This is a genomic window from Sphingomonas silueang (assembly GCF_040049155.1).
Classification (GTDB): Bacteria; Pseudomonadota; Alphaproteobacteria; order Sphingomonadales; family Sphingomonadaceae; genus Sphingomonas; species Sphingomonas silueang.
In genome coordinates this window covers 127,383-151,912 of the sequence record NZ_JBDZDK010000005.1, presented here as the reverse complement: position 1 = coordinate 151,912, position 24,530 = coordinate 127,383, and the positions used below count along the sequence as shown (strand labels likewise).

16 protein-coding genes are annotated in these 24,530 nt (G+C 69.0%); 14 read left to right on the top strand and 2 right to left on the bottom strand.

The features are described from left to right. The first annotated feature begins 22 nt into the window (after positions 1–22). Positions 23–1,534, top strand: a complete 1,512-nt coding sequence (pgi, locus tag ABLE43_RS07440; RefSeq protein WP_425475238.1) for a glucose-6-phosphate isomerase — start codon at positions 23–25, stop codon at positions 1,532–1,534. Further along, entirely contained in the window at positions 1,531–2,880 is a 1,350-nt protein-coding gene (gene gorA, locus ABLE43_RS07435; protein ID WP_348977850.1) for a glutathione-disulfide reductase, read from the top strand. Before pgi ends, gorA begins: the two co-directional genes overlap by 4 nt. A 177-nt stretch (positions 2,881–3,057) precedes the next feature. On the opposite strand, the gene ABLE43_RS07430 is transcribed toward gorA, so the two are convergent. Next, positions 3,058–4,323: a dicarboxylate/amino acid:cation symporter gene (locus tag ABLE43_RS07430; RefSeq protein ID WP_348977849.1), complete on the bottom strand. Its 1,266-nt coding sequence runs from the start codon at positions 4,321–4,323 to the stop codon at positions 3,058–3,060. Between the two features lie 71 nt (positions 4,324–4,394). Between ABLE43_RS07430 and glmM the strand changes: the two genes are divergently transcribed. The 12 genes from glmM to bcsD all read left to right on the top strand — a co-directional run bounded on the left by glmM (position 4,395) and on the right by bcsD (position 21,531). Then, the gene (gene glmM, locus ABLE43_RS07425; RefSeq protein WP_348977848.1) at positions 4,395–5,735 is read left to right on the top strand and encodes a phosphoglucosamine mutase; all 1,341 of its coding nucleotides are present in this window, start codon (positions 4,395–4,397) and stop codon (positions 5,733–5,735) included. Then, complete coding sequence (locus tag ABLE43_RS07420) at positions 5,735–5,911, top strand: DUF1272 domain-containing protein (protein WP_348977847.1); 177 nt, start codon at positions 5,735–5,737, stop codon at positions 5,909–5,911. The genes glmM and ABLE43_RS07420 overlap by 1 nt, the downstream gene beginning before the upstream one ends. A 172-nt stretch (positions 5,912–6,083) precedes the next feature. Beyond that, a complete protein-coding gene (gene thiD, locus ABLE43_RS07415) occupies positions 6,084–7,238 on the top strand; it encodes a bifunctional hydroxymethylpyrimidine kinase/phosphomethylpyrimidine kinase (protein ID WP_348977846.1) in 1,155 nt (384 codons plus the stop codon). Next, on the top strand, positions 7,231–7,827 hold the full coding sequence (locus tag ABLE43_RS07410; protein ID WP_348977845.1) for a ribonuclease HII: 597 nt from the start codon (positions 7,231–7,233) through the stop codon (positions 7,825–7,827). The genes thiD and ABLE43_RS07410 overlap by 8 nt, the downstream gene beginning before the upstream one ends. A gap of 172 nt (positions 7,828–7,999) precedes the next feature. Beyond that, positions 8,000–9,796: a hypothetical protein gene (locus tag ABLE43_RS07405; protein WP_348977844.1), complete on the top strand. Its 1,797-nt coding sequence runs from the start codon at positions 8,000–8,002 to the stop codon at positions 9,794–9,796. A 229-nt stretch (positions 9,797–10,025) separates the two neighbouring features. Then, on the top strand, positions 10,026–11,141 hold the full coding sequence (locus ABLE43_RS07400) for a site-specific DNA-methyltransferase (protein WP_348977843.1): 1,116 nt from the start codon (positions 10,026–10,028) through the stop codon (positions 11,139–11,141). Between the two features lie 121 nt (positions 11,142–11,262). Continuing rightward, complete coding sequence (gene folP / locus ABLE43_RS07395) at positions 11,263–12,345, top strand: dihydropteroate synthase (protein ID WP_348977842.1); 1,083 nt, start codon at positions 11,263–11,265, stop codon at positions 12,343–12,345. A 104-nt stretch (positions 12,346–12,449) separates the two neighbouring features. Beyond that, the gene (locus ABLE43_RS07390; protein ID WP_348977841.1) at positions 12,450–12,752 is read left to right on the top strand and encodes a hypothetical protein; all 303 of its coding nucleotides are present in this window, start codon (positions 12,450–12,452) and stop codon (positions 12,750–12,752) included. Position 12,753: 1 nt separating this feature from the next. Beyond that, positions 12,754–13,461, top strand: a complete 708-nt coding sequence (locus ABLE43_RS07385; RefSeq protein WP_348977840.1) for a cellulose synthase operon protein YhjQ/BcsQ — start codon at positions 12,754–12,756, stop codon at positions 13,459–13,461. Beyond that, positions 13,458–17,825, top strand: a complete 4,368-nt coding sequence (gene bcsA, locus ABLE43_RS07380) for a UDP-forming cellulose synthase catalytic subunit (protein ID WP_348977839.1) — start codon at positions 13,458–13,460, stop codon at positions 17,823–17,825. The genes ABLE43_RS07385 and bcsA overlap by 4 nt, the downstream gene beginning before the upstream one ends. After that, positions 17,822–21,070 carry a cellulose biosynthesis protein BcsC gene (locus tag ABLE43_RS07375; RefSeq protein ID WP_348977838.1) on the top strand — a complete coding sequence of 1,083 codons (3,249 nt, stop codon included), beginning with the start codon at positions 17,822–17,824 and terminating at the stop codon, positions 21,068–21,070. The genes bcsA and ABLE43_RS07375 overlap by 4 nt, the downstream gene beginning before the upstream one ends. Beyond that, positions 21,067–21,531, top strand: a complete 465-nt coding sequence (bcsD, locus tag ABLE43_RS07370; RefSeq protein ID WP_348977837.1) for a cellulose biosynthesis protein BcsD — start codon at positions 21,067–21,069, stop codon at positions 21,529–21,531. The genes ABLE43_RS07375 and bcsD overlap by 4 nt, the downstream gene beginning before the upstream one ends. A gap of 61 nt (positions 21,532–21,592) precedes the next feature. On the opposite strand, the gene ABLE43_RS07365 is transcribed toward bcsD, so the two are convergent. Next, positions 21,593–24,502, bottom strand: a complete 2,910-nt coding sequence (locus ABLE43_RS07365) for a TonB-dependent receptor domain-containing protein (protein WP_348977836.1) — start codon at positions 24,500–24,502, stop codon at positions 21,593–21,595. Between the last annotated feature and the right edge of the window lie 28 nt (positions 24,503–24,530).

Genomic DNA, 24,530 nt, shown 5'->3' with positions numbered 1-24,530 from the left:
CGGGGAGAACGCAAGACACGGCATGACGAGGGATAGTATGGCGATGCACGACTGGACGGCGATCGAGGGACTTCCGCAGACGAAGCTGACCGACCTGTTCGCGAATGACGCCGACCGGCTGGCGAAGCTGACCGTCGATGTCGGCGGCATCCATTTCGACTTCGCCAAGACGCATCTGGACGACGCGGCGCTCGACGCCTTTGCAGGCCTCGCCACGACGATGGAACTGTCGGCCAAGCGCGACGCGCTGTACTCGGGCGCGGTGGTCAACCCGACCGAGGGGCGCGCCGCGACCCACACCGCCGAGCGCGGCGAGGGATCGGCGGCGGATGTCGCACAGGCACGCGGCTTCCAGGCACGGATGCGCGCCCTGATCGACGCGATCGAGGCCGATGCGTTCGGTCCGGTGCGCCATATCCTGCACGTCGGCATCGGCGGGTCGGCGCTGGGGCCGGACCTGATCTTCGATGCGCTGGGCCGCGACGAGAACAAATATGACGTGGCGATCGTGTCCAACGTCGACGGCGTGGCGATGGAGGAAGCGGTCAAGGACTTCGATCCCGCCGCCACGCTGCTGGTCGTCGCCTCCAAGACCTTCACCACCACCGAGACGATGCTGAACGCGGGTTCGGCGCTGGCATGGATGCGCGAGGGCGGGGTCGAGGACCCGTTCGGTCGCGTCATCGCGCTGACCGCCGCGCCCGACCGCGCGGTGGAATGGGGCGTGGACGAAACGCGGGTGCTGCCCTTCGCCGAATCGGTCGGCGGGCGCTATTCCTTGTGGTCGACGCTCGGCTTCCCCTTCGCGCTGGCGCTGGGATATCAGGCCTATGAGGAGCTGCTGGAGGGCGCGGCGGAGATGGACCGCCATTTCCGCCTGACCGACGTGAATCACAACGCCCCCGTGCTCGCCGCCTTCGCCGACCTCTATTATTCGCAGGTCAAGGGCTGCGAGACGCGCGCGACCTTCGCCTATGACGAGCGGCTGCGGCTGCTGCCGTCCTATCTCCAGCAGCTGGAGATGGAGTCGAACGGCAAGTCGGTGACGGCGGCAGGCGAGCCGCTGGGGCGCAATTCGGCGGCGATCACCTGGGGCGGGGTCGGCACCGATGCGCAGCATGCGGTGTTCCAGCTGCTGCACCAGGGCACGCGCATCGTGCCGCTGGAATTCGTGGCGGTGATCGAGGCGGGCGACGTGCTCGACCCGGCGCATCACCGGCAGCTGCTGCTCAACGCGCTGGCGCAGGGCGCGGCGCTGATGGCGGGCAAGACCAACGACGATCCGGCGCGCGCCTATGCCGGGGATCGCCCGTCGTCGACGATCCTGCTCGCCGATCTGGACGCGCGCACGCTGGGCGCGCTGATCGCCTTCTACGAGGCGCGGACGTTCGTGAACGCGGCGCTGCTCGGGATCAATCCGTTCGACCAGTTCGGCGTGGAGCTGGGCAAGGAAATGGCCAAGGCAGCCGATCGCGGCGGTCAGACGTTCGATGCGTCGACCAACGATCTTCTGGCACGGGCGGGCCTTGCATGAGCGATTACGACTACGACCTGTTCGTCATCGGCGCCGGATCGGGCGGCACCCGCGCCGCCCGCGTCTCGGCGGCCTATGGCGCGAAGGTGGCGGTGGCGGAGGAATATCGCGTCGGCGGCACCTGCGTCATCCGCGGCTGCGTGCCCAAGAAGCTGCTGGTGTACGGCGCGCATTTCGCCGAGGATCTGCGCGATGCCAATGCGTTCGGCTGGGACGTGCCGTCGCAGTGCCATTTCAGCTGGGAGCGGCTCCGCGACAATGTGCTGAAGGAAGTCGACCGGATCAACGGCGCGTACACCAGCACGCTGGAGAACCACGGGGTCGAGATCATCCACGAGCGCGCGACCGTCACCGGGCCGCATTCGGTGAAGCTGGCGAGCGGCCGCGAAGTCACTGCCGAACGCATCCTGATCGCGGTCGGTGCGCGTCCCGCCGTGCCGTCCTGCCCCGGCGCGGAGCATGGCATCACCTCGAACGAGGCGTTCCATCTCGACGCCATCCCCAAGCGGGTGCTGATCGCGGGTGCGGGCTATATCGCCAACGAGTTCGCGGGCGTGTTCCACCAGTTCGGCGCGCACGTCATCCTCATCAACCGCACCGACGTGATCCTGCGCGGCTATGACGAATCGATCCGCGACCGGCTGTTGCAGATCTCGATGACCAAGGGGATCGAGTTCCGCTTCCATGCGGAGTTCGAGGGGATCGAGAAGGGCGACGACGGCTGCCTGACGGTGAAGATGTCGAACCATGAGCCGGTGACGGTGGACATGGTGATGTTCGCCACCGGGCGCGTGCCCAATACCGACGGGCTGGGACTGGAGTCGGCAGGCGTCGAGCTGGACGCCAAGGGGGCGGTGCAGGTGAACGACGATGCGCAGTCGTCGTGCCCGTCGATCTATGCGGTCGGCGACGTGACCAACCGCGTGCAGCTGACCCCGGTCGCGATCCGCGAAGGGCAGGCGTTCGCCGACCGGACCTATGGCGGCAAGGACGTGACCGTCGATTACGAGAACATCCCCTCGGCGGTGTTCAGCCATCCGCCGATGGCGGGCGTCGGCATGACCGAAGGCGAGGCCAAGTCGAAGCTCGGGTCGGTGAAGGTCTATCTCTCCGACTTCCGCCCAATGAAGAACGTGCTGGCGGGCCGCAACGAGCGCGCGCTGTACAAGATGATCTGCGACGACGTGACGGGCAAGATCGTCGGGCTGCACATGATCGGGCCGGACGCGCCGGAGATATTGCAGGCGGCGGCGATCGCGGTGAAGGCCGGGCTGACCAAGGAGGCGTTCGACCAGACGGTGGCGCTGCACCCGACGATGGCCGAGGAACTGGTGCTGATGAAATAGGGGGGCGAGGGGGGCGTTCCGGCGCACGGAACGCCCACGATCCTCCCCGGCACGGGGAGGGGGACCGTCGCCGAAGGCGATGGTGGAGGGGGAGGGCCGCGAACGCCACCGTTCCGTATGCGGGCACCCCCCTCCACCATGCTGCGCATGGTCCCCCTCCCCGCGAGCGGGGAGGATTTAGCCGTCCGCCAGGATCGCGTCGGCCTCGCTCGCCCCACCGCCGCCGACGCGCTCGCCGATCGTCGCCGTCACCGCGACGTTCATCGTGACGTTGCCGAGCGTCCGCACGATATCGGGCAGCGTCTCCACCGCGACCAGCAGTGCCAGCGGCTCGACCGGTACGCCCATCGCCACCGCGATCGGCGCGATCGACGAGACGAAGCTGATCTGCCCCGGCAGGCTGGCCGCGCCCATCGTCGTGATCGCGCCTGCCGCAATGCCCGCCGCGATCTGCCCGGCGCCCAGCGGCACCCCGAACACATGCGCGACATACAGCGCGACGCCGAGGTTCATCGCCGGCCCCGTGGCCCGAAACAGCGCCACCGCCATCGGCAGCACCACGCCCGAGGTGGAAACCGGCACGCCCAGATCGCCCGACCCTTTCAGCATCGCAGGCAGCGAGGCGAGCGAGGACTGGGTCGAGATCGCTACCGCCTGCGCCGGGGCGGTGCTCTTCAGGAAGCGCCCGATCGGCACCCGCCCGCCGAAGCGCGCCAGCGGATAGGCGAGCAGCCACACGCACAGCCCGACGCTCATCAGGATCAGCACATAATGGACCAGCGCCCCGAACGCCGCCGTGCCCGCGCGCGCACCGACGACATAGCCGAGCGCAAACACGCCGACCGGCCCCAGCCACAGCACCCAGTTGATGACGATCAGCATCGTGTCGGCGATCGCCTGGAACAGCCGGACGAGAAACGAGCGCGGATCGGAGGGCAGGCGGGTCAGTGCGAAGCCGAACACGAGGGTGAAGAGGATCAGCGGCAGGAACTGGTCGTTCGCCGCCGCCGACACCGGGTTGGTCGGCACGATCGCGACGAGGAAGTCGGTGAACGGCGGCACCTTGTCCGCGGGCGCGGCGCTGCCGAAGGTCGAACGCAGCGCCTGCGCCGCCGTGTCGCCCAGCGGGAACAGGTCGAGCAGCGAGAGGGTGACGAGCGCGCCGAGCGCCGAGGAGGTCCACAGAATGGCGACGAACAGCAGCAGCGAGCGCGTGGCGATCCGCCCGGCGCGCGCGGCCTCCGCCGTCTGGGCGATGCCGGTGATGAGCAGCGCCACCACCAGCGGCACGATCGTCATCCGCAGCGCGTTCAGCCATGCGGTGCCGACCGGCTCGGCCACCGCGATCCCCGATACCGCCGCGTCCGGCGCCTGTGCCGCCAGCCCGATGCCGAGCGCCAGTCCCGCGCCCAGTCCGATCAAAATCCGTGTCGCCTGCGACATGCTCGCCCTTTTGATAAAGTGGCGGTAGTAGCGTCGCCACGCAAAGGCTCAACCTGAAGGCGTAGCGCACGATGGCAAGGAAATATTTCGGCACCGACGGTATCCGTGGCCTGACCAACAGCAAGCCGATGACCGCCGAGATGGCGATGCGGATCGGCATGGCGGCGGGCGCGCACTTCCGCCGCGGCGATCATCGCCACCGCGTGGTGATCGGCAAGGATACGCGGCTGTCGGGCTATATGCTCGAGAATGCGATGGTCGCGGGGTTCACCGCGGTCGGCATGGACGTGGTGCTGGTCGGGCCGATGCCGACCCCGGCGGTGGCGCTGCTGACGCAGTCGATGCGCGCCGATCTGGGCGTGATGATCTCCGCCAGCCATAATCCGTTCCACGACAACGGCATCAAGCTGTTCGGGCCGGACGGGTACAAGCTGTCGGACGAGGCCGAACTGGCGATCGAGGCGCTGATCGACAGCGAGGTCGAACTGGCCGCGCCGGGCGACATCGGCCGGGCCAAGCGGATCGAGGACGCGCGCGGACGCTATATCCACTTCGCCAAATCGACGTTCCCGGAGAATATGCGGCTCGACGGGATGAAGCTGGTGATCGATTGCGCGAACGGTGCGGCGTACAACGTCGCCCCCTCGGCGCTGTGGGAACTGGGCGCGGAGGTGATCGCGATCGGCGTGACTCCGAACGGCAAGAACATCAACGACCGGGTGGGGTCGACCGCGCCGCAGCTTTTGTCGGAAACCGTGGTCGCCTCGGGCGCGCAGATCGGGATCGCGCTGGACGGCGATGCCGACCGGCTGATCGTGGTGGACGAGGCGGGCCGGGTGATCGACGGCGACCAGCTGATGGCGACGATCGCGGCGGGCTGGGCGCGGGCCGGGCGGCTGAAGGGCGGCGGGCTGGTCGCCACCGTCATGTCGAACCTCGGGCTGGAACGGCATCTGTCGGCGCAGGGGCTGGGGCTGGTGCGGACCGCCGTGGGCGACCGGCATGTCCTCGAGAAGATGCGCGGCTCGGGCTATAATGTCGGCGGCGAGCAGTCGGGGCATATCATCCTGTCCGACTATGCGACCACCGGCGACGGGCTGGTCGCCGCGCTTCAGGTGCTGGCCGAACTCCAGCGCGCGGGGGCGCCCGCCAGCGAGGTGCTGCACCGCTTCGATCCCCTGCCGCAGCTGCTCAAGAACGTGCGGTTCTCGGGCGGCAGGCCGCTCGACGATCCGCGGGTGAAGGACGTGGTGGCGGGGGTCGAGGCGGAACTGGCCGGGCGCGGGCGGCTGGTGCTGCGTCCGTCGGGGACCGAGCCGGTGATCCGGGTGATGGCCGAAGGCGACGACAAGCGACAGGTGGAGGCGGTGGTCGACCGCATCTGCGACGCGGTGCGGCAGGTCGCGGCCTGATGCTGGCGATGAAACCGGCATGCGAGCGGTGCGACGCGCCGCTGCCGCCGCAGGCGCACGGGGCGTTCATCTGCTCGTACGAGTGTACCTTCTGCGCGGAATGCGCCGACGAACTGGACGAGGTGTGCCCGAACTGCCGGGGCGAACTGGTCGATCGCCCGGTGCGGCGCAGGTAAAGATCCTCCCCGGCACGGGGAGGGGGACCGCCGCGAAGCGGTGGTGGAGGGGGACTGCCGCATACGGAACGGCAGCGGTTGCGGCCAACCCCCTCCACCAGCTTCGCTGGTCCCCCTCCCCGTAAACGGGGAGGAGCTTGATCGTAGCGCTTGGGATGCTAACGCGCCTTCCATGACCACCCCCCGTATCCTGATCGTCGCCGGTTCCGATTCCGGCGGCGGGGCCGGTATCCAGGCCGATATCAAGACCGCGACGATGCTGGGCGTCCATGCCACGACCGCCGTCACCGCCATCACCGCGCAGAACACGCTGGGGGTCGATGCCGTTCATGCCGTGCCGACCGACATGGTGATGGCGCAGATCGATGCGGTGGTGCGCGACATCGGCGTCGATGCGGTCAAGATCGGGATGATCGGATCGGCGCGTACCGCCCATGCGCTGGCCGACAAGCTGGCCGAGCTGCCGGGCATTCCGGTGGTGTTCGATCCGGTGATGATCGCGACCAGCGGCGCGCGGCTGGCCGACGAGGCGACGATCGCCGCGTTCGAGCGGCTGATGCGGCTGGCCACGCTGACCACCCCCAACCTGCCCGAGGCGAAGGCGCTGGGCGGCGTGCCTGCGATGCTGGCGAAGGCGCGCGCGGTGCTGGAAAAGGGCGGGCACGGCGAGGGCGAGGTGGTGATCGACCGGCTGCACCAGAGCGGCGCGGGGCTGCCGCCGCTGGTCGAATGGTCCGCGCCGCGCATCGACGGGATGGCGACGCACGGCACCGGCTGCACCCTGTCCACCGCGATCGCGTGCGAACTGGCCAAGGAATGGACCTTGCCCGAGGCGATCGAGCGTGCGCGCTGCTTCGTGCGGATCGCGATGCTGGGCGCGGAGGAACTGGGCAGGGGCGCGGGGCCGATGGCGCAGCAGGGGGTGCGGCTCGACCTCAACCCCTCGCGCTGGGCGCCGATGCTGAACCAGGTGACGGTGCCCGCCGACGATGTGGGCGCGAGCGAGCATTTCTACCGGCTGCTCGGCCTGAAGCAGATCGTGCGCTCCAGCCGCCGCTATGCCCGGTTCGAGACCGAGGGCGGGGCGACCTTCTCGATCGAGATGACCGAGGAGCGCAGGCGGCCGCTCGTCTTCTTCGAGGTCGGCGATCTCGACGTGATCGTGCCGTTCCTGAAAGGACAGGGCCTCGGCTTCACGCAGGAGCCGACCGACCGGCCATGGGGCTGGCGCGAGGCGCGGCTGCTCGATCCGGCGGGGAACGAGGTGTGCCTGTACGAGGCGGGCGAGATGCGGCGTTTCCCGCCGTGGCGGATCAGGAGTGCCTGACTTCGCGCATGAGGCGCGCTATCCCGCTCCGGTGGCGGGCGTGGACGAGGCGGGGCGCGGGCCGCTGGCCGGGCCGGTGGTGGCGGCGGCGGTGATCCTCGATCCGGCGCGCGTGCCGCCGGGGCTGAACGACAGCAAGGCGCTGTCGGCGAAGCGGCGCGCGGCGCTGCATGCGCAACTGCTGGCCTGTGCGCAGGTGGGGGTCGGGGTGGCGAGCGTCGAGGAGATCGACCGGCTTAACATCCTGTGGGCATCGATGCTGGCGATGGAGCGCGCGGTGGATGCGCTGCCGGTTGTACCCGCGATGGTGCTGGTGGATGGCAACCGCTGTCCGGACTGGCGCTATGCATCACAGGCGATCGTAAAGGGCGATGCGCTGAGCCTGTCGATCGCCGCCGCGTCGATCGTCGCGAAGGAAACGCGCGATGCGATGATGGTCGCAGCGGACGCGGACTGGCCGGGCTATGGCTGGGCGTCGAACAAGGGCTATGGCGCGGCGGTGCATCTGGCGGCACTTCGCACGCTCGGGCCGACCCCGCTGCACCGCCGCAGCTTCGCGCCGGTCGCGCAGGCGCTGCTCGCGCTATAGGTTCTCGGCGACCCCGGCGGCCCGAACGGCGTAGAGTTGATCAAGAACAAATAGCGAACAAACTATTTTCCTACACTCCCTGACGCGATCTATGCCGACGTACCGCTCCGGAACGGATGCAGTCCGGCAGGCCGTTAGCGGCAGTGGAAATCAGCGCAAGGAGGGTGTCGTCATGACCGACTTTACGGGTGTACCTGCCGATGCGGTAACCGGCGGCAACATTACCGGACCCGATCGATCGTCGCAGGTGGAAGCCTTTTTCCAAGGCACGGGCAAGAACAAGATCGTCGAGGTCATCGGCGGATATAATACGGCGACGTACAGCGGCGGTTATCTGATCGGCGATGCGGCGGTAAAGATTCCCTATGGTACGTCGATCCAGGGTACCGGCATCACTGCCCGCTTCTATGCCGACATCGGATCGGCCAATCCGCTGTTCGCGATCAATACCGACGGCAACGGCAATCTGATCGTCCAGTCGGGTACCAATGTCGGTCCGGGATTGGGGAACGCCTATTACCGCGATTTCGTGATCCATGCCCTGAAGGCGAGCGAGACGAGCGACATGGCGCTGGTTCCGGCGTTCGAGGTCGGCGACAGTTCGACGTTCGAGAACATCGCCACGCACGGGTTGCAGACGCTGGTCCGCTCGCCCGGTTCGCTGTATCTCGACCAACTGACCGTCCGCAAATGCGTGGTCAACCGGCAGCCCGACGGCGACAAGTTCGCCGTCGATCTGGGCGCCGTTCGTCGCGTTGGCGACGGGCTGGTCATCGACCAGTTGCATGTCGTCTACAACCCCGACAGCATCAATCGACCGCGTGCGGTGAAAGTTGCCACCGCGCGAGGTGCAAGTATCCTGAACGGGATCAATGGCGACCACGAGTTCGTGTCCTGCACAAGTCTTCGCTTCTCGAATTTTCACGGTGAGGGTGGCAAGATCAGCTTCATCGGGACGCACGGCGTCGCGTCGGACAACGTTTACTGGATGCATGCAAATCTGGTTCGCGCCTGTACGCCGTTGAACGTCCTGCGAGTACCGGGTGCGGGTAGCTTGGTAGCGAGCAACGTCAAGCTCGAACGACAGATGTTTGCCTATGAAGATGGTTCCCCACATTTCGCTTACGATACCGTCCAGACGAACCTGTTCGTCGAGACGGGGTGCGGTTTCGTGCAGATTGAAGACTGTTACTGCGCGACGTTGCTTGGTGGAATTTCCTCTTCGCCTGTGGGTAAGGCCGGGATCAAGACAGGCGACGCCGTGTTCGATGCGTACAGTCATTTTGCCAGCGTCCGCTCGCGCTACGACGTCGATCGCTGGCTGATCAGCGGCGAGCACCCGGCCCTCGGCCGGATGTCGGGCGATACTTATATGTTCCCCTATGGGCTGCAACCGGGGGTAAGCGGGATCGACAGTGCCGTCGGTCGATGGGGGCTGCCCACCGGCAAGTATTTCTTCAGGGTCGTGGCGTGGGTCGATCTTCCGCGGCGGATCGGCTCCACCACCGCAAACGAACTGTCGTACGACATGGTCGAGGGCGGCGGCGCGGCGCGGCTGTTCCTTGATATCGGGCGCGGGCCGAAGATGCTGCGCGTCTATATCGGTACCAGCAGCGGCAGCTATGATCGCTACATCGACGTGCCGTGGGTCGGCGGAAACTACATCGGGGTGCAGGGGGACCGCGTGATGGGGTTCGCGGCGCAGACGCGACCGGCGGGACCGGTCGATGCCAGTTCCGGCGTGCGCGTCGCGCAATATGCGCTGCAACCCGGCGACCCTACGAACACCGTCGCCTATGGCAACGTCACGGTCACGAACTTCCTGAACGCACTGCCGGGCAACGGGACGTGGAACCGCGGCGACGTGGTGTTGTGGGCCAAGCCGACCGGCGGCAAACGCGGCCACCAGCGACTGACCACCGGATCGACGCATGTCCTCAACCAGGACTGGATCGAACTGAGCGTCTGACCTTGCGAAGGGCCGACCGGGCGGGGCTTCGGTCAGCCCTTCGGAAATTTGCGACGAACGGAGTTGCTACCAGATATGGAGCCCCGTGTGGCGGCGCGGACTCCATATCTGGTTTGTCGCGAATCGGAAGACCGTGATCGCGATTCCCGATTCCACCAGGAGTCAACCCACCCCCTTGACCGCGACTCGCGGATTCGCCGAAATAGCCGGCTGTAAGGGGAAAAATACGATGGTCGCGACGAAAACCCGGACCCGGGAGCCCAAGACGGTCAGCCTGCCGCTCGACCGCATCCTGATGGACGATTGCATCGATGCGATGCGGTCGCTGCCGGCGAAGTCGATCGACTGCATCTTCGCCGATCCGCCCTACAACCTGCAACTGGGCGGCGACCTGCTGCGCCCCGACGGCAGCCAGGTCGATGCGGTGGACGACGACTGGGACAAGTTCGACAGCTTCGCCGCCTATGACAAGTTCACCAAGGCGTGGCTCACGGAAGCACGTCGCCTCCTGAAGCCCGACGGCACGATCTGGGTCATCGGCAGCTATCACAACATCTACCGCGTCGGCGCGACCGTGCAGGACCTCGGCTTCTGGATCCTGAACGACATCGTGTGGCGCAAGTCGAACCCGATGCCCAATTTCAAGGGGACGCGCTTCACCAACGCGCATGAGACGATGATCTGGGCGTCGATGGGGGAAAAGGCGCGCTACACCTTCAACTATCGCCAGATGAAGACGCTGAACGACGAGTTGCAGATGCGTTCCGACTGGGAATTCCCGATCTGCGGCGGGCAGGAGCGGCTGCGCCGGGAAGGGACCAAGGTGCATCCGACGCAGAAGCCCGAGGCGCTGCTGTACCGCGTGCTGCTCGCCTCGACCAGGCCCGGCGACGTGGTGCTCGACCCGTTCTTCGGCACCGGCACCACCGGCGCGGTCGCGCGGCGGCTGGGGCGGCGCTTCATCGGGATCGAGCGCGATGCGACCTATGTCGAGGCGGCGACCGCGCGGATCGAGGCGGCGCTGCCGCTGGACGAATCCGCGATCCGGGCGATGCGCGCGCCGACCAGGCCGCCGCGCGTGGCGTTCGGCGTGCTGGTGGAGAACGGCCTGCTGCCGCCGGGCAGCGTGCTGACCGATGCGAAGCGGCGGTGGCGCGCGACGGTGCTGGCCGACGGATCGCTGGCGTCGGATTGCGGGCTGGCGGGATCGATCCACAAGCTGGGGTCGCTGGTACAGGGTGCCCCGACGTGCAACGGCTGGACCTTCTGGCAGGTCGAGCGGGCGGGCAAGCTGGTGCCGGTCGATACGCTGCGGCAGGAATGGCTGCTCGCGACCCAGCCTTGATGCGGTCGGGCCTGCAAGGGCGATAGGGCCTTCTTCTCCTCTCCCTTGTCAGGGAGGGGAGCGCGCGCGTGCGAACGGATAGCCGGTTGATCCCGTCCCCGCCACCGGGCAGGGGCGGGGCATGAACCCCTATCTCCGCCCCGTCCGCTTCGTCGATACCCCCGTGGGCCTGCCCGAGGGCAGCGTGCAGCGACTGGCCGGGGGGATGCTCTGGTTCGCCGCCTATGAGGCGCGGTGGCGGGGCGGGCGGCGGGAGGTCGTGCCGGTCGAGGATTTCGCGGCATGGGTCGAACGCCTGCCCGCCGCCGAAGCCGGGCGGGCGCGGCTGCTCCACGCGCGCATCGTCGCCCCGCGCGCGCCGCTGGTGCTGGGCGAACGGGTGATCCGGTTCGACCAGCCGCAGGTCATGGGCATATTGAACGTCACCCCCGACAGCTTCTCGGACGGCGGCGCGCATGTCGGCGATCCGGCGGACGCGGCGGCGGCGGGAGTCGCGATGGCGGCGGCGGGGGCGGCGCTGATCGACCTCGGCGGGGAATCGACCCGCCCCGGCGCGGCGACCGTGTGGGAAGACGACGAGATCGCCCGCGTCGTGCCGGTCGCGCAGCGGCTGGCGGCGGCCGGGGTCGCGGTATCGGTCGATACGCGCAAGGCAGGCGTGATGGCCGCCGCGCTCGACGCGGGGGCGCATGTCGTCAACGATGTCGCCGCGCTGGCATGGGACGACCGGGCGCTGCCGCTGGTCGCGGCGCGCGGCTGCCCGGTGGTGCTGATGCATTCGCCCGCCCCGGCGCAGGGGCCGCACGGCGGCGAAGGGTACCGCGACGCGCTGCTCGACGTGTTCGACTGGCTGGAGGGGCGGGTGGCGGCGGTCGTTGCCGCCGGGGTCGATCCCGCGCGGATCATGGTCGATCCGGGCATCGGCTTCGGCAAGGCGCTGTCCGACAATCTGGCGCTGGTGAACGGCCTTTCGCTGTTCCACGGCCTTGGCTGTCCGCTCTTGCTCGGCGCGAGCCGCAAGCGCATGATCGGCGCGCTCGCGAACGAGGCACCGGCCGAACAACGGCTGGGCGGGTCGGTTGCGCTGGCATTGGCGGGGATCGAACGCGGGGCCCAGATGGTCCGCGTGCATGACGTGATCGAAAGCGTACAGGCGATTCGCGTGTGGCGCGGCCTGCGCGATGCCGCGCTGGTTGCGGGCTGATCGCCGGCCGGACCGGACAAATAACTGATTTTGTTGGAACGGGCCCGGTATTAACCAACTGTAAGAACCTTTTGCCGCATGGCGTATCACCGGAAGGAAGCGATATGCGACGCGATGTGAGCGCTCTTCTCGACAAGCTCGGGAAACCCGGTTTCCGATATGAAGCCTTCGCCGATCCGATTTCGGATCTGGAGCCGTGGCCGCTGTTCGCCGCGCTGCTGGAGGATCCGCGCGTGGTCGGCGTGGCGCAGCGCGAGACGGAGCGGGCGGTGCCGCCGCCGATGGCGCCGATGTTCGCGCGCTATGCGACGAACACGCCGCCCACGCCCCCGCGCGAGACGCCTGCATCGGGCAACCTGCGCGCCTTCCTGTCGGGCCTGTCCGACGATCGCCGGGGAGGGCGCTGAGATGCCGCTGATCCTGTGTCATGCGCCGACCGGCGGGGTGGGAACCAGCTTCATCGCGGCGCACCTGTCGCTGGGGCTGGCCGCACGCGGGCATCAGGTGACGGCGGTGGACTTCACCCATGCCGATGCGCTCAAGCTGTTCTTCGGCATGCTGCCGACGCAGGCGGTGCCGGAAATCGGCGAGGCCGACGACGAGGGCATCATCGTCGAGGGCGTCGAACTGCTCCAGGGCTACAGCTTCGTGCAGGGCGGGGCGATGACCCGCGGCGGGCGCGGCGCGGGCGCGCTGCTGGGCGACCGGGTGGTGGTGGCCGACGTCGCCTCCGCCGATCTCGCCACGCGCGACGCGCTGCTGCCGCTGGCGGCGCTGCACCTGTGCGTGCTGATGCCGCAGCCGGTGTCGCTCGCGGGCCTTGCGCGGGTGCGGAGCGACGTGGCGGCGATCGACCTCGAATCGACCGCCTTCGTGCTCAACCAGGCCGACGACACCCGCAAATTGTCGCGCCACAGCCAGTTGTTCCTGCGCGAGCTGTTCGACGACCGGATGATCGCCGCGGTCCGCCGCGACGAAGCGGTGAACGAGGCGCTGGCGTCGTTCCAGCCGATCGCGCGCTATGCGCCGCAGAGCGTGGTCCTGCCCGATCTCGCCGCGCTGGCGGTCGCGATCGAGGCGCGCTGCGGCCTGACGATTCAGGAGGATGCGGCATGAGGGTCGCGGCGGTCCCGCAACTGCTGATGCTGGCCGCGCTCGGCCTGCTCGCGCTGATCGTGGTGACGGTCCCGCTCGACCTGCAATCGCAGTGGATCTTCGCCGGCGTCACCATCGTCGGCGCGATCGTGCTCGGGCGGATGCAGACGCGCCGGGCGACGCTGGTGCTGGCGCTGCTGTCGCTGCTGGCATCGACCCGTTACCTGTTCTGGCGGACGACGACGACGCTGGAGTTCGACGGGCCGATCGGCGCGGCGCTGGGCATCGGGCTGTACATGGCCGAACTCTATGCGTGGGTCATCCTCGCGCTCGGCGTGGTGCAGACCGCATGGCCGATGGAGCGCGAGGCGGTGGAGCTGGACGGGCCGCCCGAACAATGGCCGACGGTCGACGTCTATGTCCCGACCTATAACGAAAGCCTCGACATCGTGCGCAACACGGTGCTGGCGGCGATGGACATGGATTATCCGCGCGACCGGTTCCGCGTCTATCTGCTCGACGACGGACGCCGCCCCGAATTCCGGGCGTTCGCGCGGGCGGCAGGTTGCGGCTATGTCACCCGTTCGGACAACAACCATGCCAAGGCGGGCAATCTGAACGCCGCCATGTCGCGCACCGACGGGTCGCTGATCGCGATCTTCGACTGCGACCACGTGCCGACGCGCGCCTTCCTCCAGATGACGGTCGGCTGGTTCCAGCGCGACCGCAAGCTGGCGCTGGTGCAGACGCCGCACCATTTCTATTCGCCCGATCCGGTGCAGCGCAACCTGGGATCGGTGAAGGACCTGCCGGGCGAGGGCGACCTGTTCTACGGCGCGGTGCAGCGCGGCAACGACCTGTGGGACGCGGCCTTCTTCTGCGGATCGTGCGCGATCATCCGCCGCGCGGCGCTGGCCGATACCGGCGGCTTCGCGTTCGAGACGGTGACGGAAGATGCGCACACCGCATTGAAATTGCAGCGCAAGGGCTGGTCGACCGCCTATCTCGGCATGCGGCTGTCGGCGGGCCTCGCGACCGAGCGGCTGGTGCTGCACATCGGCCAGCGCATCCGCTGGGCGCGCGGCATGACCCAGATCCTGCGCATCGACAATCCGCTGTTCGGGCGCGGCCTGAGCCTCCAGCAGCGGCTCTGCTACCTGAACGCGATGCTGCACTTCCAGTTTCCGCTGCCGCGCATCGCGTTCCTGACCAGCCCGCTCGCCTATCTGATCCTCGGCGAGAACATCATCCGCGCCTCCGCGTCGATGATCTTCGCCTATGCCGCCGCGCACCTCTATTGCTCGCAGGTGTCGGGCGCGCGGTTGCAGGGGGGCGACCGCAGGCCGCTGTGGGGCGAGGTGTACGAGACGATCCTCGCCTTCCACCTCGCCAAGCCGACCGTGTGGACGCTGTTCCGCCCGCACGGCGGCAAGTTCAACGTGACCGACAAGGGCTCGCTGCTCGACAAGACGCATTTCGACATCGCGACGGTCAAGCCGCACCTGATCTGCATCGGCCTCGTGCTGTTCGGGATCGTGTTCGGGCTGGTGAAGTGGCTGTTCTTCCCGCACCTGTTCAACATCCAGGGCGATACGCTGCTGCTGAACACCGCCTGGGCGGTCTTCAGCCTCGTCATCCTGCTGGCCGCGGTGTCGGTCGCGCGCGAGACGCGGCAGGTGCGCGAATATATCCGCATCCCGGTCGAGCTGCCGGGCACGCTGTATTTCGCGGACGGCCATGTGGTGGAGGCGCGCACCATCGACCTGTCGATGGGCGGCCTCGCGATCGCCGCGCCCCGGGACGTGGTGCTGCGCGACCGCGAAGTCACCCATGTCGCGCTGCCGATGGGCGACGAGATGCTGACGCTGCCGGTACGGTTGCAGCGGATGGGCAAGCAGGTGCTGAACCTGCAATTCCGGGAGCTGGACGTGCTGCAACAACGCCAACTGGTACGCGCGGTGATGGGGCGCAGCGATGCGTGGCAACCCGCCGGGCCGTTGGCACCCGTATCCACGCTGCAATCGCTGGGGGACATCGTGAAGGTCGATCTGCTGACGCTCAAGCGCCTGCTGGGCCTCAACCGTGCCGAACGCCGGCAGGAACGCCAGGCGCTGGCGGCCAAGGCGAAGACCGCGGGGCTGGCGAAGGCGGCGGCGGTCGCGGCGCTGGTCGGCATCGGCGGCACGCTCGCCCTGCCGCGACCCGCCGTGGCGCAGGCCGCCGCGCAGCCGGTCGAGACCACCGAAGCGCAGCCCGGCGTCCGCGGCGTGCGGCAGGAACGGCTGAGCTTCCGCGACCTGCGCGTGCGCCAGGCGATCCGGCTGGCGGGCACGCGCGGCGAGATCGCCATCCCCTTCGGCCTGCGCGCCAACGAGGTGGTGACGAACGCCAATCTGACGCTGAACCTCGCGTGGTCGCCCGCGCTGCTGGGCGATCTGAGCCAGCTGGTCGTGATCCTCAACGGCGAGGTCGTGCGCACCCTTCGCCTCGCCCCCGACGGCGCGGGCGGGCAGCAGGTCACGATCCCGGTCAACCCCGCGCTGTTCCTGCCGGGCGACAACCAGCTCAACCTGCGGCTGGTCGGCCATTATGCCCGCGATTGCGAGGACCCGTTCCACAGCTCGCTATGGGCCAATGTCAGCAACACGCGGTCGGCTTTCGACCTGACGATCCAGACGCTGCCGCTCAACCCCGATCTCGCGCGGCTGCCCGCGCCGTTCTTCGACCGGTCGGACAATCTGCCGCTGCGGCTGCCGTTCGTGTTCGCCGCCTCGCCGACCGACGGCGAGCTGGAGGCGGCGGCGAGCGTGGCGTCGTGGTTCGGCCGCCTCGCCAGCTATCGCGGCTTCGCGTTCAAGCCCAGCTTCGGCGCGATCCCGCGCGGCAATGCGATCGTGTTCATGCGGCCCGGCATGCGCATCGGCGATTTCGTGCCGACGATTGCCGGACCCTCGGCCATCGTGATCCGCAACCCCTATGACCCGTTCGGCGAGCTGTTGCTGGTGATGGGTCGCGACGAACGCGAGATGAAGCTGGCCGCCGCCGCGCTGGCGGTGGGGCGCGGCACCATCGGCGGTGCGTCGGCGCGGTTCGACGGGGTGCGCATCCCGACATGGGAACGCTATGGCGCGCCGCGCTGGCTGCGCTCCGACCGGCCGGTGAAGCTGGGCGAACTGGTCGATCCGCGCAGCCTGCAGGGCGTCGGCCTGCCGCCGGGGCCGCTGACCGCGGGCTTCCGCGTCGCGCCCGACCTGTTCTTCTGGCCGCGCGAGGGCGCACGGCTCGACCTGCGCTATCGCTATCCGACCGCGTCGTGGCTCGACCGGCGGGCGTCGCGGCTCGATATCTCGATCAACAACCAGTATCTGCGCACCCTGTCGCTCGCCGGGGCGGGATGGTGGCAGCGGCTGCTGGGGCAGGCCGACGGCGCGACCAGCAACACCGGCACCGCCAGCGTCGTACTGCCGAGCTATAACCTGTTCGGCCAGAACGAGCTGATCTTCGACTACAACCTCATCATCGCCAACAAGAAGAAGTGCGAAGGCACGCTGCCCGAGAATGTGCGGGTCGCGATCGATCCCGATACCGAGATCGACCTGACCCATGCCTATCACGCGGCGCGCATGCCCTCGCTCGCGACCTTCGCCAACGCGGGCTATCCCTTCACGGTCAGCCCCGACCTCGGCGAGACGACGGTACTGCTCCCCGCCAATGCCGATGCCGCGACCGTCGAGGCGTATCTGACGCTGATGGGCCGGTTCGGCGATGCGACGGGCGCACCGACGACGGCGGTGGCGGTCGAACGATCGGCCAGTTCGGACGCGCTGACCGGGCGCGACGTGCTGGTGGTCGGCACGCCGTCGAACAACCTGTCCGGCCTGTTCGAGGGGGCGCCGGTATCGATCCAGAACGGCCGCATCCGCGTGACCGAGCGCAACGTGATCGACCGGGTGTTCGGCCTCGTCTCGCCCTATGGCGAGGACGATGTGGGGGAAACCAACGCCTTCCTGACCACCGCCGACCGCTTCACCGGCTTCGTCAGCTTCCGCTCGCCCTATGACAAGGGGCGGACGGTGGTGGCGATGCTGGCGACCGATCCGACCGACCTGCCCGGCCTCGTCCAGGGCCTTGCCGACCAGCGCACCAACGCGCAGGTGCAGGGCGACCTGTCGGTCGCGACCGGCGATACCGTGCGCAGCTTCGCGGTCGGGCAGAGCTACTGGAGCGGGTCGCTGCCCGCATGGATGCGGGTGGCGTGGTGGTTCAGCGAGCGCCCGCTGTTGATGGGCCTGAGCGGATTGCTGGTCGCGATCCTGCTGGCCGGGCCGCTGTATCTGCTGCTCAGGCGGCAACAGGCCAAGCGACTGGGAGAGGACAAGGCATGATGCGCCGCACGACGATCGCGCTGCTGCTGGCTCAGGCGGCGGTGACCATACCCGCCGTCGCCCAGCCCGGTGTCGCCGCGCTGCTGCAACAGGGGCGCTACTGGCAGGGCAAGGGGCGGGCCGACCTGGCGCGCACCGCCTATCGCCGGGTGCTGGCGCTCGATCCGGGGAATGAAGAGGCGCGGCGGGCGCTGCGCGGGGCGACGACGCCTGCGCCGTCGCCTACCCCGGCACCCGCGCCGGTGCTGACGGGGGCGCCGCAACCGGCCCCGGCGGCACGCGCGTCCGCGCCCGCGGCTTCGGCCCCGACCGCCGCCGCGCCGTCGCGGCGAACCGCACCCGATCGCGGCGGCGATGCCCGCGCGGCGGGGTTCCGCGCGCTCGAGGCCGGGCAGCTGGCACAGGCCGAGCGGCTGTTCGACCGCGCGCTGGCGGTCAACGCCAATGATGCCGATGCGTCGGGCGGCCTCGGCATCGTCCGCCTGCGCCAGTCGCGCTTCGCCGATGCGGCGCGGCTGCTGACCCGCGCCTCGTCGCGCGGCAATGCGTCGCGCTGGGCGGAGGCGCTCGCCTCGGCACGCTTTTTCGCCGGGCTGGCGGAGGCGCGCGACAAGCTGGAACGCGGCGACGTCCTCGGCGCGCAGACCGATGCGGAGCAGCTCGCCCGCCTGTCGGTGCGCGACCGGGGACCGGCGCTGGCGCTGCTGGCGGACATCTACGAACGGCAGGGGCGCTATGCCGACGCCGCCGACCTCGCGCGCCAGGCCGGGGCGGCGGGCGGCACCGAGAAGCAGTTGCAGGCGCGCGTGGCACGCGATGCGGCGTTGCAGGCGGTCCAGCGCGGCGACACGCAGGCCGCCGAGGCGCAGTTCCAGCGCGGCCTTCAGATCGACCAGAGCGATCCGTGGATCCGCTATGAATTCGCCCGCTACCTGCTGGCGCGCGGGCGCGTGCCGGAAGCGGATTCGCTGATCCAGTCGCTCCAGACGATCGGGTCGGCGGACGCGAACTATGCCGCCGCGATGCTGCATGCCCAGCTCGGTCGCCTGACGCAGGCGAATGCCATGCTCGCCCGGATTCCGGAGGGACAGCGGACCGCCGCGATCCGCCGGTTCGAGGGGCAGTTGACCGTCGACGCCGCCATCGCCCGTGCCCGTTCCCTCGCGGCGCAGGGCCGGGGCGGGGAAGCGGTGGCGGCGCTGCGCGGGATCGGCGACACGCCGGGCCTGTCGGCGGCGTCGCTGTCCAGTGTGGCGGGTGCGCTCGACGAACTGGGCGACAGCGCGGGCGCGGTGCCGCTGGCGCAGCGCGCGCTGGCGGCATCGCCCGCCAGCCCCGCCGACTATGAACCGATCGTCCGCATCTTCGCGCGCGGCGGCGAGGATGCGGCGGTGACGGACGCCATCGCCCGCGCGCGCAGCGCCGGGGCGGGATCGGCGGGCGGCGAGGCGGAGGTCGCGCGGCTTCAGGCGATCGCGGCGGCGGGGCAGGCGGACAAGCTGCGCCTTGCCGGGCAATATGCCCCGGCGTTCGACCTGTTGCAGCAGGCATGGACCGCCGCGCCGAACGATCCGGAAGTGCTGGCGGCGCTCGGTCGCCTCTATCAGTCGGGCAACATGCCGTCGCAGGCGGCGCAGACCTATCAGCTGGCGCTGGCGCGCAATCCGCGCGACAAGGGCGCGCTGACCGGGCTGATCGGTGCGGCGGGGGCGGCGGGGGACCACGACCTCGCCGTCGCGACCGTGGAGCGCGCGCTCCAGGCCTTTCCCGACGATCCGCAGGTCTATGCGGCGGCGGGGCAGATGGAGCAGGCGCGCGGCAACACCGGTGCGGCGCGGCGCTATCTGAAGCGGGGCGAGGCAGCCTATGCCGCGCGCAGCGGCGCGGTGCGCGGCGCGGTGGCGGCGAGCGGCAATCCGTTCGCGGCGAGCCCGACCGGCACCAATCCGTTCCGCACCGCCGAGGCGGCGGCACCGGCGGCGAACGTCAATCCCTTTGCGCTGAGCGGCGGGAAGATCCCCGCCATGGCGCCGGGCGGACAGGCGGCGAGCGCCTTCACCGCGCCTGCGGCGACGGTCGGCGACCCCGAACTGCAACGGCTGCGCGCCGAGATCACCCGCCAGGCCGGGGACAGCGGCCCGCGCATCGACATGACGCTCGGCTATCGCGAGCGCTCGGGCGAGACGGGGCTCAGCCAGTTGCGCGAACTGTCGGGCACGGTGCGGGCCTCGACCACGGTCGGCGGCGGCCGTATCGGCATCGCCGCCACGCCGGTGGTGATCGATTCGGGCCGCCCGACCGGATCGGCGCTCGCCCGCTTCGGCCGCAACGCGACGCCGGAGGCCGAGGCGATCGTCGCGCGCGAGGCGGCGCGGCTGACCCAGGCGGAGACGCAGCATGCCTCGGGCGTGGCGGTGCAGGCCAGCTACGACAGTCCGGCCGTGCGGATCGAGGTGGGGACCACGCCGATCGGGTTCGACGATACCAAGGTGACATGGGGCTTCACCGCCCGGCCGCGCCTGTCCAGCACCGTGTCGGCCCAGGGCTGGGTCCGGCGCGAGGCGGTGAGCGACAGCATCGCCTCCTACGCGGGCACGCGCGATCCGGTGACGGGCGCGCGCTGGGGGCAGGTGCTGCGCACCGGCGGCGGTGCGTCGCTGTCGTGGGACAGCGACGGGGTCGGCATCTACGGCGATATCTCGGGCTATCGCTATACGGGCGACAACGTCCGCGACAACCGCGGCTATCAGGCGAACATCGGCGGCTATCTGCCGATCTATCGCGACGGCACGTCCAACTTCACCGCCGGGATCAACGTCAACTGGCAGGCGTTCGACAACAACCAGAATTATTTCACCTTCGGCCATGGCGGCTATTTCAGCCCGCAGAGCTTCCTGAGCATGAGCCTGCCGGTGCGCTACACCTATACCGGCAGGCGCTGGGAGGCGCGGCTGGCGGGGGCGCCGGGCTATCAGAGCTTCGAGCAGGATCGCGCGCCGATCTATCCCACCGATCCTGCGGCGCAGGCAAGCCTGGATGCACTCAAGGCACAGGACAGCGACGTGCGTTCCTATTATGACAGCCTGAGCGTCACGGGTTTTGCCTTTGCCGCCGACGGCTCGCTCTATTATCGTATCACGCCGAACACGCGGGTCGGAGCCACCGCCAGTGTCAGTACGTTCGGCACCTATGACGAATATCGCTCGACGTTCGAGCTGCGCCAGTCGTTGGGAGGAGCCAGATGACCGCCATGCCGCCATGGGCCGACGAACGCGCGATCGAGACCAGCACCGCCGCATTGCTGCTGAGCGGGGTCGCCGCCGAGATCGCCGCCACCACGCCGCGCGGGCAGCAGGCCGCCTTCTATCGCGCGGTCGGCGCACGGATCGCGGCGATCCATCCGGTCGGCGTGGTCGACGACCTTGCGGCGCTGACCGGCGCGGTGAACCGGGTGTGGATGGAATATGGCAGCGGCGAGGCGCGGTTCGAGATGGCGGCGGACGGCATCGTCATCATCCACAACGATGCGGTGCGCGGCCTCGCCCCCCTGCTCGGCAACGCTACCGAAGGGCTGATGCGCCCGGTGCTGGAGGGGGTGTACGACGCCTGGCTCCGCCCGCTGGGCAGCAGCGCCGACGTCACGACATGGACCCTGTGGTGGAGCGAGGGCGAGGTCCGGCTGAAACACGGCCTGCGCCGGGGCTGAGCCTGCGGAACATCGCGAAGGAACAACCCCCGCGACGCACGCCGTCGCGGGGGTTTTCGCATCAGAACTTCACGCCGATCCGTGCATAGCCGAACCGGTCGGGCATGTCGTAGGTCGTCGGATCGAACCCGCCGCAGCTCAGGCAGTCGGGTGCGCGGCGGTTCAGCAGGTTGTTGACGCCCAGCGTCACCGACAGCCGCTGTTCCCAGAACGCCGGTGCCCAGCCGACCTGCGCGTCCAGATACAGCGTCGGGTTCATCACCCGGTCGTCGATCCCCGGTTCCGTGACGCGACCGATATAGCGACCGGTCAGCGCGGCGGTGAACGACGGACTGGACCAGTCGAGCGTCGCGGTGCTCTTGAACCGGGGATAGGCCTGGTCGCCGCGTTCGGTTCCCTGACGCTCCAGCGTGGTGCTGCCGGTCGCGGTCGGCAGCGTCGTCGAATATTCCAGCAGGATGTTGCCCGACCAGACCAGCCCGATCGTGCCCGCCCCGACCGCGGGCGAGCGATAGTTCAGCGTCAGGTCGACGCCCTCGCTCTTGAGCGACGCGATGTTCTGCAACAGCCCGCGAATCTGGGTGATCGCGCCCGAGGTGGAGCGGGTGATCGCGCCGCAGGCGACCGGATCGTTGGTCTGGGTGCAGTTGGCGAGCAGCACGTCGGCCCCGATCGATGCGACCGCGTTGTCGACGGTGATCGTGTAGTAATCCGCCTCGAGGCTCAGCCGCCCGATGCCGCTGGCCCATGACGGACTGTAGACGCCGCCGAGCACCCAGCTCTCCGAGATTTCCGGCTTCAGCGCACGGTTGCCGCCGGTCAGTACCGGCAGCTGCTGGTTCGTCTGCACATAGCTGCCGTTCGCCGGAACGCCGCGGGCGATGCAGTTCGTCTTCACGGTCGCCGAAACGCCGGTGTTGTTGAAGTCCGAACACGGATCGCTCACGCCGCCGTCGAAGCGCGAGGGCGTGCCGAACAGTTCGCCGATGCTGGGCGCGCGGAATCCCTGGGCCCAGGTGCCGCGCAGGCGCAGATCCTCGATCGGCTTCCAGCTGACGCCGCCCTTCATCGTCGTGCGGGTGCCGCTGGTCGAATAGTCCGAGTAGCGCGCCGCGAACGACCCTTCGAGCAGGCGGAAGAACGGCACGTCCTTCAGCACCGGAATGCTCAGTTCGCCGTAGATCTCGTTCACGTCGAACGCGCCGCTGGTCGGCTGTGCGGGAATGTCCGAACCCAGCCCCGCGGCGACGATCGCATCGGGGGTGAACGATCCGGTCTGCTTGCGGAACTCATAGCCCGCCGCGAGGCCGAGCGGACCGTAGGGAAGCTGGAGCACCGTGCCGGTGATGTTGAACGTCGCGTCGGTCATCGTCTGTTCGCTGCGGTCGCGCTGCTCGAACGTGACATAGTCGATCATCGCCCGGGTGATCGATCCCTCGCCGCCGAAGATGTTGAACGGCACGCACGCGCCGGTGCAGTTCGCCACCGGGCCGAGTGCCCGCGCGAGGTTCGCGGCGTTCACGTTGCCGTGCGCGACCTGCTTCGCCGAATTCTCGGCATAGATGACGTTCGCGTCCCAGTACCAGGTGCCGCCGCCGATCGGGATCTGCCCGTCCAGCGTCGAGGCGATGTACATGGTGTTGACTTCCTGGCTGTAATGCCGCGGGCCGTTCTCGACGAAGCGGCGGCCGATGAAGTCGTAGTTGCGCGGCAGCCCCGCATTCCCGGCCGCCAGCGTCACCCCGAACGGGTTGAACGGGTTGGTCCGGTCGATCGAGATGGTGTCGAGCAGGTTGCCGTTGCCCGCATCGGGACCGACGAACAGCGGCAGCGGCGCGGCCTGGTTGTCCGACGTGCGGCGGTTGTAGATCAGCCTGGTGCTGAAATGCGACCCTTCGCCGAGGTCCGCCTTGAAATTCACGAATGCGCCGAACCGCTCCTGCGGTGTCAGCAGATAGTTGTACGGGCGGAAGTTGAACCGGTCGGCGACGGTGAACTGCTTGAAATCGCTGTTCGCGCCGGTCGGATCGGCCGGGTCGAAGCGCGGCACGACCAGCGGGTTCGACTTGAGCGTCAGGTTCATGCCGGCGCCGGTCACCGGATTGTTGATCAGGAAGCGGCCGTTGGGCGTGCCCGAGCTGCAACTGGAGGTGCAGGCGGTCGCGCCGGGATTGGGAAAGGCGTAATGGGACCGGTCGCCCGCGAACACCGCGCCCTGCTTGATGTAGTTCGCGCCCGCGACGAGCGACACGCCCGCCTCTTCGTCGCGATGCCCCCAGCTCAGCTGGTAGTTCTGCGTCACGCCGTCGCCCTGCGGATAGGCGCCGACCTGCGCGCTGGCGATGAACCCGTTCTGTCGCGTCTTGGAGATGATGTTGACCACGCCCGCGATGGCGTCCGAGCCATAGGTCGTCGATGCGCCGTCGCGCAGCACCTCGATCCGTTCGATCATGCTGTCGGGGATGGCGTTGAGGTCGACCGCGCCGGGCACGCCGCTGGCCGCGGTGCCGTTGATGAAGCGCTGTCCGTCGAGCAGCACCAGCGTGCGGCGGCTGCCGAGATAGCGCAGGTCGATTTCCGTCGAACCGGCGCCCACGCCGCCGCCGTCGGGCGGGTTGCCGTTGTTGCCCGAACGGTTGAAGCGCGAGTTCAGCCCGCCCGCCGCGCCGGGGAGCCGCTGGAGCACGTCGCCGATCGACGACAGGCCGGTGCGGGCGATGTCGGTGCTGTCGACGGTGGTCAGCGGCGTCGCCTGCGCCAGGGGATCGCGGCGGATGCGCGATCCGGTGACGACGATCTCGCCGCCGCTCGTGTCGTCGTCCGGTGCCGCCTGTCCGGCCGGATCGGCAGGCGCGGGTGCGGTCTGCGCATGGGCGGGCATCGCCGCCGCCATCGCCCCCAGCGCCACGCCCAGACAGGCGCGATGCCGCATCGTCGCCAGCGCAAGACTCATCGATCGGTCCCCCTTCATCTTCGGTCTCCTTGTGGTTGCTCCTCCG